General features: G+C 57.3%; 5 protein-coding genes. 1 reads left to right on the forward strand and 4 read right to left on the reverse strand.

Annotated features, from left to right (window positions below):
- Positions 1-5: 5 nt before the first annotated feature.
- The 4 genes from ACK2VC_RS08875 to ACK2VC_RS08890 all read right to left on the reverse strand — a co-directional run bounded on the left by ACK2VC_RS08875 (position 6) and on the right by ACK2VC_RS08890 (position 9172).
- Positions 6-3221, reverse strand: coding sequence for a helicase-related protein (locus tag ACK2VC_RS08875; protein ID WP_486729979.1), 3216 nt, complete (start codon positions 3219-3221; stop codon positions 6-8).
- A gap of 8 nt (positions 3222-3229) precedes the next feature.
- Positions 3230-5236 carry a UvrD-helicase domain-containing protein gene (locus ACK2VC_RS08880; RefSeq protein WP_486729980.1) on the reverse strand — a complete coding sequence of 669 codons (2007 nt, stop codon included), beginning with the start codon at positions 5234-5236 and terminating at the stop codon, positions 3230-3232.
- 414 nt (positions 5237-5650) lie between these two features.
- Positions 5651-7312, reverse strand: a complete 1662-nt coding sequence (locus tag ACK2VC_RS08885) for a hypothetical protein (RefSeq protein WP_486729981.1) — start codon at positions 7310-7312, stop codon at positions 5651-5653.
- A 336-nt stretch (positions 7313-7648) separates the two neighbouring features.
- Positions 7649-9172: a hypothetical protein gene (locus ACK2VC_RS08890; protein ID WP_486729982.1), complete on the reverse strand. Its 1524-nt coding sequence runs from the start codon at positions 9170-9172 to the stop codon at positions 7649-7651.
- Between the two features lie 231 nt (positions 9173-9403).
- Between ACK2VC_RS08890 and ACK2VC_RS08895 the strand changes: the two genes are divergently transcribed.
- A complete protein-coding gene (locus ACK2VC_RS08895; RefSeq protein WP_486729983.1) occupies positions 9404-11956 on the forward strand; it encodes a tetratricopeptide repeat protein in 2553 nt (850 codons plus the stop codon).
- Positions 11957-12390: the final 434 nt, after the last annotated feature.

A 12390-nucleotide genomic window follows, 5' to 3' on the forward strand; every position in this document is an offset into this window, starting at 1 on the left:
AGTTTTCACTCCCTAGAAGACCGTTTCAGTACAAATGCCGTGGATGGCTCCACCTCACGCATCGTGTTGGGTGTTGGCCATGCCAGCGTACCGTTCTGCCTTCCCTGTTCGGCCGAACTCATCAGGTGAGGCGCGCCTTTGCCGAACGGTGCTTTTTTCTCCCAGTAGAGCAGCCGGGTCTGGCCATTGCGTGCATCGCGGCTGCGCCGCTGCCACTGCGCGATGACGGCTGCGATGTCAGTAGCCGCTTCATCCGTCTCGACATCTTCCGATGCGGCAGCGGCACGCGCTTTGATACGGGCGATCAGCTCCTTTACGGCCGGTGCATCATGATCAAACAGGGCGGCATCTTCCGATCCCGACAGGCCGGGCACGAGATGACGAATTGCCGCAATCACGACCGCATGCAGTGCCTTGTCCCTCGCCCTTGGAGCCCACGGGGTGACACTGGTAGCCTCGACGCTGCGATAAAGCGCCGCATGATAGCTGCGGAAATGCTCGAAATGAGACAGGTCGCGAGGCCGGCTGAAATTGTACAGTGTGACGACCAGACCCGGCATACCGCGGCCCACGCGGCTGCTGGCTTGGATATATTCCGCAGTAGACTTCGGCTGCCCGTTGACGACCATCAGACCGAGTCGCGGCACGTCGACGCCGACTGAGATCATGTTGGACGCAAGCACCGTGTCTTTCGGTTCTTCATATGCCTGCATGCCGTCAAGACTCACTTCGAGGCTCTGCAGCACGGAGGGAAGATCTCGGGACGCTACGCGACTGCTCAATTCCACCGGCTCCATTTCCACCGGCCGTCTGGAGGCGCCGAGCCGTGCGGCGAGGAACTGCATCTGACGCGGGACGTCGTCCTGCATCAGAACCCAGGCGCCACCGAGCTCCCGCAGACTGTTGAAATAGGCAACGCAGGTCCAGTAAGGATCGATCGATGCGTCCGGCGCGCTGCCGGTCTCCTGCAGAGTCCATGCACTCTGCAGCAACGTGGCGACCAGCGCCTGCAGGGCAAATTTCGGGCTTCGCCCCGCAGTCGGCAGGCCGACATAGATTCTGTCCGGCTCCTTCGCATCCCTCACGGCAAAGAAGGAATCCGCGGCATCGAATCCGGGTGGCGGAAACTGCAGCACATCCCGGTCGAACAGGGCGCGGACCTGCCGTGCGGCCTGGCCAATGGTGGCCGTTGAGCCGATAATTTTCGGGCGCACACCGTCACGGGTACAGAACAGGTCAATCACCGTTTCATACAACCCTGCCATCGAACCAAGCGGTCCGGAAATAAGATGCAGTTCGTCCTGAATAATCAGGCCCGGCCGCAATCCGCCATCTAAACCAAACAGCTGCCGCAACTCGGTGCTGCGCGGGACCTGTGCAAACTTGTCGATGGTGCCGATCAGCAGAGAGGGTGGCGCTGCGTACATGACGTCGTCGACGGTGAGTACGGGAAGCGGCTGTCCTCGGACCTCACAGCTGTCATTCCCGCACACGATATCAATGCAGGACAACTCAGGATCAGCAGTGTAGGCGGTCGACGGCAGATCGGCACCGCATACCGGACAGCGCAGCAGCTGGCGGGGTGTCGACTTCGGCATGTTGCCTGACTGCTCCTCCTGAAGGGCGTCGCGTGCATTCTTCATCTTGTTTGGCGTCGCCTCGTCACCTACATACAGGCCCAGCGTGATTCTTGCCTGTCCGAGACGCCTGTCCGTTGCACGCATCAGGTCACACGCAGTAATCAGTGCCGCCGCCCGCTGAAACTGCTGCACAGTAAGCAGCCTCAGTGTGTAGCGCATCAGAACGTCCACCCCACCGTCGGTCCGCCGGCCGGCATCGGTGAGACGACGGTAGAATATCTGGAAGGCGGTTATACCGAGATATGCTTCAGTCTTGCCACCACCGGTTGGGAACCAGAGCAGATCCATGCAGTCCCGGTCCGGCTTTGCCGGATCGGTCAGACCGGGCAGGACAAGCAGCATGAATGCCAGCTGGAAGGGCCGCCAGCAAAGCGGTTTTGCCCGCTGTGCCCGCGCCGGGAACAACGACTGCCGGTCCATTGCACTGTTGGCCAGCGCAAAGGCGGTCCATGCATCATCGTCATCCTCCAGCACCTGTATGCCATCGCTGATGCGATTGAGTGTATCGGTACAGCGTTCCAGGTTCTGCCTCGCGGCTTCCTCCAGCACACCGGTGAAGCCGGACAGGTTGGGCTTCAGTGTGTCTTTGATCCAGTCACCATAGCAGGCAGCGAACGCGCGTAGCGCGGTAATGACGCCGGCGCGGCTTTTTTCCTGCCCGAGAAAGGCCGCGGAAAACAGGTCTGGATGTGCGGCCGTGACTTTTTCCAGGTCACGGCTGCCAGCTGCGCTCGTGCCCTGCACGACGGCCAAAGGCAGCCACGCGGTTCGCACCTCTCCGACCGCGCCGCCGGCATCCGTGTCCCACATTGCGGCAATCCCGTGGCCGACCGCAAATTCATGCACGTCCCGGTAAAGCAGCGCATTGGTGAGCGCATCTTCATCGCCCCCGGCCAGCGGTGGCTGCGGACGCGGGCGGATCGCGGGAACGTCTCCCTCGCGCTGTGCGCGGATCACAAGTCCGGCCTGGAACAGGCAGCGTGCATCCCGCAGTTCGCCGTCATTGCGTCCATCGGTCGCCTCGTTAATGAGCGTCGCCGTATAGACGTGCTGGCCATCGCTGATGCGCCGGCGGATATGTACGGCGACACGGTCATCCGTCACCTCCGTCCCCAAGGACGTCGTGAATCTGTTGATCTTCCATGTGGCGGCGGTATTTTCCTGGGGCAGGACAATGCTATATCCGAGCGGGCGGCGGGCCCACCGCTGATTGCGTACAGCATCCACGTCGCTGCCGGCTTCTTCCGGTATTTCTGCAGGCAATGGTTCGTACCGTGCCGTCTCGCCGAGGCTGATCGTGACAGTCGCGTCGGCGTCCGCCGCAAACGTTATGCCGATCGAACACGGGCGGATTGAGCGATATCCTGGCACGCCGGTCTCGGATTCGTCGGCGCCACCCTCCCCCTGGTTGCTGCCGTCATCGTCCTCTTCCGCCGAAAGTGCTTCGCCACGAGGCCAGAGAATCCCTGTCAGATAGGTGTCCGCCGGCGCGGAACCGATCACCTCATCTAGCGTCAGCGGGCCGCTCAGCAGGGCTGACAGCTGCCCGATCATTTCCATGCGTACCGCATTCTTGTCCATATTTGAACTTATGCTCCCCGTTTATGCGGCTTGAAGTCACCTGTTCCCCACAGCGTGACGCCCAGCCAGAGGCGACTGATCCTGTAGGGCTCGGGCACGTCCGGCGTCACCTCTGCAGGGCCGGCCACTGTCACCACCTGTCCGATCCGCAGATTCATGATCTGCCATGGCAGCTGGTAGCCTTTCTTCCAGAGTGGTGACAGAAGGTCCCGGGTCAGCTGTGCGGTAGTCTGTCCGAGCAGGCGGCCAGGGCCTTTGCCCTCCTGAAGATGGATGTTGTAGATCGATTCGCCCGGCTTGCCCGGTACGGGTGTCTTGCGCAACATCACCTTATGTCCGCGCAGCACAGTTGCTTGCGTCAGCAGGAAGTCCTGGTTTTCTTCGACGGCGGCGACACTGCCAAGGAGGCGCTGATCCACAAAACTGCAGGGATCGATATCGCCCGGCACGCCTGCCTCGAGGTTCATCCAGCCGTTCCACCATTTCCACAGGCGCGTGCGCGCGCCACGAGAATAGCTTTTAGTCGTAAACGGTCGGTAAATCAGGTGTGCGGGTACGACACCCAGCTGCGTAGCGGCGCGGGTGACAGCCACAAAGAGGACGCTGGCTTCCTCCTCTGCGTCGAACTGAGTGTCAGCGGCGCGCGTCTGAGGTGCTTCATCGTCGTCATCATTTTCTTCCGTTTCCCCGTCCTCTGCGGCTTCAGGAGACGCGGCCAGCAGCGCAACAGAGTCAAATTCCATTCCTTTTGCCTGATGAATGGTGGTGATGTCGATTCTGGCCTCGGTGGTGCTATGGTCATCCGGGAAGGCATCAGGCCATCCGAGTCGTTCACGCAGTTCAGGAACAGAGACCGCGGTCGCGGTTTCGGCCAAGCTGCAGGCGCGCAGCAGGCGCAGCCATGCAATCTCTTCTGCGGGCAGGCAGATCGCCTGCCGGCCCGACTCCCCGAGCTGTCCGAACCGGCTGGCGTAAATTTTTCTGAACAGAGTGCGGGTAAGCGTGTCGGATCGCAGTGGACTGAGCAGGGCCGCAATCCATCCCGGCACAGGCTGGCTATGCCCTGCAAGTCGGAGACAGAGCGACACACTAGGGCCGGCCGGGTCGTTTCCTGCCAGTTGCAGGGCAACCCGGAGCGCCTCGCCATTGGTGCGGGTCAGTATCGCAAGCGTCCCTTTCGGGACGGTGTTGAGCCAGTCGGGCGAGACTTTCTGGTCGGATGCCGGCAGTTCGCTGATGTATTTCTGCATCCGCTTCAGTTTCTCGGGTCCGGAAATGTCTTCGGCGAGGATAGTCCGGAGTCTGCGTGTCGCGTCAGCAAGCTCCGGTGTCGCGCGGTAGTTCTTACTGATCTCAATTTCACGTAGACAGGGCGTGTATGCAGCCCTGATCATCCGTATTAGGTCATCGCCGCCGTCCGCTGTCGTTCCCGCATTGCGGTCAGCAAAACGATAGATGGCCTGAGCATTGTCGCCAAGCACCGTGAAGCCTGCACCAGGCTGCTTTGGTGGCGCGACAAGAGCAAGGAGCGACATGACCAAGCGGCTCCTCACACCTGACAGATCCTGGGCCTCGTCAACGATGACATGCCGGATTCCTGCGAGCAGTTCCCGGACCTGACCGGATTCCGGACCGCTCATCTTGTCAACCAGCTGTTCGATGTTCTGCTCGTAGGTACGCGACAGCAGCTGGGATGGCTGGAATCCGATCAGCCGAAGAATTCGGAAGGTCCAAGAGTCGAAGGTTCGCACGGACAGATGACGCAAATCTTCCACAGTGCTGTCGCCCCCTGCTGCCAAGGTTTCGATACGGCGCACAAGCGTACGCACTGCACTGCGGGAAAAGCTCAGGACAAGAATTTGAGATGGGCGGACCCCACAGCGCACAAGATGGGACAGACGCATAGCGGATATCTGCGTCTTGCCGGTGCCTGGGCCAGCAGCCACTAGTAGCCGCTCCTCCACTCCAGCATCAATGACTGCCTGCTGTGCGGGATCCGGAATGTATTGCAGCATGTTTATTTCGCCCCCCCAATGTTATGCGACAGTCAGCTGGCGTTGGCTGTCGTATGCCTCAAGCATGCGGGACGCGCGAATTGCTAAGTTTTGGTTTGGTCAGTCTAGAACCAGACCGGAATAACCAAAAGTATGAGCTTTTTGAGTGCACCCCTATTGGAGTATATCAATCTCGTAATTAATTGTTACAAGGCAACGCTTGAAATTTAGCCAAGCCAAGCTATCGCGACCCGCTTAAATCCCGTGGTTGCTCGATCAGAAGTGAACGGATTGCAATGCTTACTGGACTCTGAAAGAAAAAGCGAATCCTTCGCAAAAGTTACCCCGGCATCCTTTGCTCCACTTAAGCGAGGCACCGACCGCCGATGCAATTGCATGAACTTGTTAGGAGCTGGATGTAGCCAGTCCGTGCATCTAATGATTCGACTTACTCCACATATCCTCAAAGCGAAAAATCGAATTCTCGATCTTAATCGTGTGCGGAATTGGCTCACGAGCTGAATGCTGGATTCTCTCGCTTACAATACGCCGATGCATTTCGGAGAATACAAGGGCAACTGGTCCGACTTCATGCCTAATTCGAAGAAACTGTTTCCATGTGCACGCGGCGGTCAAGTTTTCTTTTATTTCGTAGCCATAACTAGAAAAACGTGCGTTCGATTTGCCAATAGCAAAAAGGATGACGCGGGGCAGAGGCAAACCTTTAGGTATTTTCAGGCGCAAATTGCGGCACAGCTCGGCAACGCCAAACTCATCTATCCAGCTTGCCGTTTGCGCCGTCCAGGCATCCACCTGCTCAACGAAGTTTTTTGCCCTACTCTTTATACGCTTTAGGTCATTGGTCCCAAAGTCCTGCCATTTCAATTGAAATAGCGCGAGCTCTCCAGTTGTCATATCCAGAATAGCAGCGTCAATATCGGTGATAGTGACATTGTTTCTCTTGAGTCGGGTCGGGGAGTTCACAATTCGATATCTACTACCCTGAAATAATTGATGGAGATCTGAAATCATCCACTTCTCTCGGTGCGCTCTGACAGCCGGCCCCGTTAGCGGTGTTCGATATTCGTTCAACATCCTTATCGTCTCAAAAGGGTTCCGAAACACGCCACTGACCGGCGCCATCCAATATCCCTCAGATATTTCAATAAGCAACGGTACAAATGGCGTCCCTTCCGTTTCGAAGTATCCAGCATCGCTCTTTCTTACCAAGACTGCCCCCAGTGCGCGCTCAACCCGGGCTGTGGGAATTTTAGTAAACTTAGAAATTGAGCTGATGAGATCTTCGGGCCGCTTCCAGATAGTCAGACTCATACTGTAGTTACAGTTTACGATCTGTTTCGAGCCGACACCGACAAACCATATGTGCTTCATGTAAAAGCTGATCAGCAAAAGCGTGACGACCGCCACATCGTCGCCATAAAAGCCAGGCATCCGCACATCTGGATGTATTCCAGCATCTGATCGCCACTCCAGTGTCCGCTCACTTACCATAGCGAGGAAATGCGCGTCCAACTCCGGTCGTGCATCGTATCCGACCATAATGCCGTGGCCAGTGTCGAAGGGGAACACGAGCGACGAGATCAATGAACGCACATCGTCCGGACTTAATTCAAGCCGTTCCCACAACGCTTCCCCGGTGTCCCTAGGGTTAAGTGCTTCGTCGAGTTTATCGCCCTCCAGCTGATCAAGAAAGTGATCACTGCGCTCCCCTATTGCGAACGTTAGACTAAGGACTCCGTCGACCTCCTCTGCAACCAACATACCGTGATAAGCCATGTCGGCAGCTTTGATAAGCACTGAACACTTGCCAAATGAATAAAGTAACGACCGCGTGCGCGCTCGACTGTCGGGAGAACTCTCCATCATCGGAATTCCACCCATGTTTGGAATACGTGGCAGCAAGAATGCAATCAACGAATTCCACCCTCGCGTCAGGATGTCAAATTCAGGGTACTTAAGATGAAGTGACTCGTCGCGACTAAAACCAATTAGGACATTTTCGTAGTCCATCACTCGAAGGGCTTCAATCAAGATTATGGCGGCGTACGCCCCGTCGATATCCGATAGCGAGTCCATGAGACGCTTCCGTTCCAAGGAAGCGGCGTCTCTCAGTCGCTGGCTAGCGTCCTCGTTTGAAACTGTCATTCACGCGTCCTACCAACAGGATCGAGATACATGAGTCTGTGGAAGAGAGCGTTGGTGTCGAAGACTTGTCACGCCCTTCCTTCATCATACCCGCCATTCATGACCCGAAATGTAGAGAACGAATTCGGCGATGTATCAATCAAACGGGCTCGGGGGGGACTGCCACATGGGCTCAATGCCAGCGTGGTGAACTGAAGCATAAATCGAAATTCTCTACTGCAAAGACCTTAGTCCCAAAACCGGGCGTCACCACGTATACGCCTCCGCTCAAGCGGCTTGCGCAGCGCGGCGCTCGGCGAGGCCGAGATTGTCAATGACCTCCACCCCCAAGGACTGTGCCACGGCGCGTAGTTGCGACGGCAGCACAGTGTCCAAGGCTAGCACCACCTTGACGGTTGGCTGCTCAACTGAATGATCGATTTTCGCCTGCGCTGCCAGTACAGCCCGATACTTCACTGCCTGGTACACGCCACGCTCATAGTCCTTGAGGTTACCGTCGGACACCGCCGACTTGACCTCGACGCCGATCCAGGCGCCTTTCGACTTGAAGAAGACGTCAATCTCGTCGCCCGATCGTAATGCATATTCCTCCGTCGCGCGCCATTCCACGGCGTCGCCCCCGGCCCCGAACAGTTCCGGGTGCTTCCGGACATACTCCTTGAGGGCCTTGTGCTCGGCGGATTCGCCGCCGCCCCATCCGCCGCCGGCCCCATAGGGTGGCAATGTTTCCTCGGCAGGGAGGGAAGGTAACCCGAGCGCCCTTAACACATCGTTCCAGCGGCTACCGAATAGCAGGATGCGCTTATACTCGGCCTCGACCCGGTCGGCTTTCTCAGCTCGCGTTAGCTGGTCGTACCCGTGCCAGCGCTCGCGCACTCCGACGCCAGGCAGTCCCTTATCCGGACCGCTCTTTGCCACAACGACCGTGGTCAGGTACGGCGCCGCCGCACCCATTTGCGCGGCCGCGTGGTCGATATGGTCCATGGCCTGCCCGAGAATAACGCCCAAGCCGCGTGCCGCCGGCCGGCCGTGTTTGTCGAGGCGCCCCAAGTGGCGTGCCAGTTCCTCATAGGTGAACTTTTGCATCACTTCATCGGTCTGGCGCAGCACATGGTCGATGAGAACCGGGATGCAGGCAAGCGCATAGTCCTCGTTGCTCAGGTTTCCAATGCGTTCCTCAATCTCTTCATTCCCCTGGTCTGCGCCGGCCCAGTCATCCTGTTCGACCTCCTCCCGTGTTTCGTGCACCGCACCGTTAGGCAGCCCTTCGCTTGATGGCATAATCGTGGGGAGGGCAGCTTCGGCCGGTGCGTCCTCGACGATCGCAGGTGGTGGGGCATTCGTCGCTACGTCCAAGACTTCGCCTTGCGCGATCGTCCAACGCGCAAATGCATCGGACTTTCTCCGCTGGTCGGAGAACTCACCAAGGAATTTGAGTGCATCTGCGACGGAGTTGAAGCCAATCCGAAACCAATGCACCGGGTTGGCGCGCTGATGAATGTTAGGGTCCAGCCCGCCGAAACGGTGTTTCTGGTACTCGAACCATCGCATCAGAGCAACGCGCTCGGAAGGCCGATCGGCCAAGAGATCCTGATTGAGCGCGAATTCAACTGCATGCCAAGGGGCATTGTCCGAAACATAGCCCGCAGCGAGCTGCTTGCCGCTGCGGTAGATGGCGCAACCATGCTTGAGCGAATCGTTGTCCAGCCTTCCACCTGCGCCAGGAATTGTGCTCAACATCGCGTCGCCTATGATGGCTTTGGTGTGCTGGATTGCGCGGTTGATGCTCATAGTAGCCTTGTCTGTTGTAATGCTTTAATTATGGCTGGCTGAGTTTCGATCTGGCAATTTCTGACGGCTTTCGGCCGACGGTGGGCGCTCCACCTTGCGCCCCGATGAAGTACGGAGGAAATCGGCGACTCCTCGAAGTTGGCCCGTGCGCCGGCGCTACGGCTAGACCACGGTGAAGGTCCGCTACCGCTCGCGATCGCCCTTCCCAACAACACGACCAGGAAAATACGCATGACGGCAGACATACCGCTTGATCCCGAACTGTTCAGGGCATATCTAAGCACGTTAGTAGAATCCGGCGCATCCGATGAAGAGTTGGACGAAGTCGACAACTTGCTGCACCGCCAACTCGATCAGGGTGACACGAAGCGGGTAGTCGATTGCGCGAAAATATCCGTCGAGTTGTTTTCAGCCTCGTCTCGTCCTTGGCCCAAGGCCTATGCACTCAACACGTTGATCCTTGCGTCTTTCGAGTGTGGCGATTTTGCTCAGAGCCGGATGGCGCTGGCTGAACTAGTCTCCCATTCGATCGACAATGAAACGCCTCAGGCCGGACTGTCAGGCATCGATAACGTTCGCGCAAGGATGGACCGGTTTGGGAGTCCAGACTATCTGATGCATCTGCTCGCCCAAATGACGCGCTTCTACGTCCACTTTGATGCAATTGACCTTGCGGTTTCGGCAATTCTGGAGATTGCACAGCTGCTGGCCGACTATGGAGCCTTCCAGCCTGCTTACCATGCGCTTGCCGATGCGGAAGGCCTGGCACGGCAGCACCGCAACGCAAGACTGCTCACACGGGTCATGGAAACGGAAGCGGCCGTCGCGTTTCTTGAGGGCGACGAGACTTTCGGCGTGAAGGCGGCCACGATTGCAAGAGATCTTTATCGAAAGATGAACCTTGCTGTACCACTCAGCATAACGCTCAACTTGGCAACCTCATCTATGCGATCGGGTGACCATGACAAGGCAGTCGCGGCTTATGAAGAATGCCTGAACTCCAACGCCGAGGAAACTCCTTGGCTTCCACTTCGCATTAACATGAGCGCTTGCCTACGCAAGCTTGGCGATTTGGCACGCGCCGATGAACAGATGCGCCAAGCCAGAATCTGTGCCGCCCAGCAAGAAGGTAATGACCCGGAACAACTCGTCGAGTTGGAGTTGGTGGCGGCTGCCAATGCCATCTCAGGCGCCAGGCCAACGGGAGCAGCAAAATGCCTGAGAGACGCTGCAATGTTCCTCAATCATACCTTGTCAACCGTTGACAAACTCCACTATCGACGAGCCCTGCGCGAACGTTATATCGACCGAATCGAATCGCTCATGTGCAAATTGCCGGCGCAAGGCTCCGCAAATGACTTGATTGATATAGTTGCCAGCACCCGTTGCAACCAATTGACGGACTGGCTTCATCTCCTCGATTGGGCAAACGAACTGTCGAGCCGGCTAACAGATCAGGAAAGGGAGGCCCTCGACCAAAGCATATTTCGACTCGCGAACTTCGGTGCCCCCTATCTCCAAGGCTATCTTGAGAAGTACAACGATCCATTTGCGCAAGACTTGATACCTGATCCATGGCGCGAATTCAGCGAACTGGCCAATCAACTCTCTCAGCGTTACAGCTTCCGACATGCGCTTGCGACCGCGTGCCTTGAAAACGCCGCGAATCTGATAAAGCACAGACTGGACGAAGGATACGCATTACTTGTCATGCTCCTGACCGCGAAGGGAAAAGCGCTGCTCCTTGTCGGTGAACGGTATCACTTCTGTGATTTGCCGATCGACCAGACTGCCGCCTTTTATGAATCGCTGCACGGACACAGGCAGAACACGATCTCGACGCCGAGCTTCGTCAAAGTACTGAACGGATACCAAGAGGCGCTTTTATCCTCGTTCGAAAGCGTATTGCCGCTGCTCGCTTCCGACCAGTGCCGCGGTCTCGTTTTATTCCCGGACCGGCTGGATCTGCTGTCGGCCAACCTGTTAGTCTGCGGACACGCTCCATTGCAGGCGCGGATGGCCAACGGAGAGTTCGAGGTTCGTACTTGTGTGGCAATCTATCCCAGAATAACGTGCGATGCACCGCTCAATAAGCCTCTGGCGCTGCTGGAAGAGCCGACGAACCTGCAGTTCGCTAGGACGCAATTCGAAAGCTTCTGCAGTGTTTTGGGCCTCGCTGGGCAATCCATTATCAACTCGACATCGTCCCAGCTTAAAGAAGCCATGGAGGCAACGGATACGTTGATCCTGGCGCAGCATGGCGTGTCCATCGGGATCTTTGCTGACCCGGCTTTCGCTAATACTCGCGGTGTCCATGCTGACACCGCAATGTATTTCGACACCATCCAGCAGTCGGCGTATCGCTGGCCGCATCGACTGGTCATGCTGAGCGCATGTCATAGTGGAGGCCTAATCAGTCGAAACGCCCAGCGCGACTTCGATTCACATGAATTGGCGGGCTACCCCAGCATTCTTTTGACAAACCGGCAGAGCGTCGTGACTGGCGCCGCATGGGCCACCCTCGATCGCTTCGACTACTTGCTGTCGACACGCTTCGCGATCGAACTCGGCAAGGGAACCGAACTCTCTCGCGCATTCAGTATTGCACTGGGGTCATTGATTACAATGCCGGGGACAGACGCAATGCAATTATTCGAGCATATTTCCGATCCCGAACTCAAAAACAAAATGAATCTGGGCGACGCGAACTCGGTTGAGCGCGTAGCGGCCCTCAAGCAGCAGCCATTTTGCTATGGCGCTTATCAACTATACACGTTACTCTGAAGTCAGCTCATGCGCCTACGCATCCGCTTATGCATCGGCCTCCCCCCAGCCAGACCGCGCCCGCTACACCAATAGCGCTCTCGTAACCGCACTTGGATTCACTGGCAGACCGAGCGCCTTGCCCGCATACCCCAACGGCCCATACAAGACAAGGCAGCCAGTACAGTAGCCACGACTGGCTCGACTTCTTGAAGACGCACAATCTCGAGCAAAGCATGAGCCGATGCGACAACTGCGGCGACAACATCTGGCTTCCATACTGTATGCAACATTGTCGCGAACGGGAACTTTCATCAAGGTGACGTTTAGCATGGTTAGTGACCGGGATTGGTCGGGGTCTGAAGTCCGACAGATTTCGGCATCGGCTGTTTGGACGCGCTTAGCTGCCGATGGGCCCGACTACTGGGCAAGGAATTCTGTCGTCGATCGAGCCA

The sequence above is a fragment of the Herbaspirillum sp. WTB6 genome, assembly GCF_057457785.1.

Excerpts from the sequence above, each read along its gene's own strand:
- ACK2VC_RS08890 (WP_486729982.1), bottom strand. The coding sequence starts at position 9,172 with ATGAGCATCAACCGCGCAATCCAGCACACCAAAGCCATCATAGGCGAC.
- ACK2VC_RS08880 (WP_486729980.1), bottom strand. The coding sequence starts at position 5,236 with ATGCTGCAATACATTCCGGATCCCGCACAGCAGGCAGTCATTGATGCT.
- ACK2VC_RS08895 (WP_486729983.1), top strand. The coding sequence starts at position 9,404 with ATGACGGCAGACATACCGCTTGATCCCGAACTGTTCAGGGCATATCTA.
- ACK2VC_RS08885 (WP_486729981.1), bottom strand. The coding sequence starts at position 7,312 with ATGGACTCGCTATCGGATATCGACGGGGCGTACGCCGCCATAATCTTG.
- ACK2VC_RS08875 (WP_486729979.1), bottom strand. The coding sequence starts at position 3,221 with ATGGACAAGAATGCGGTACGCATGGAAATGATCGGGCAGCTGTCAGCC.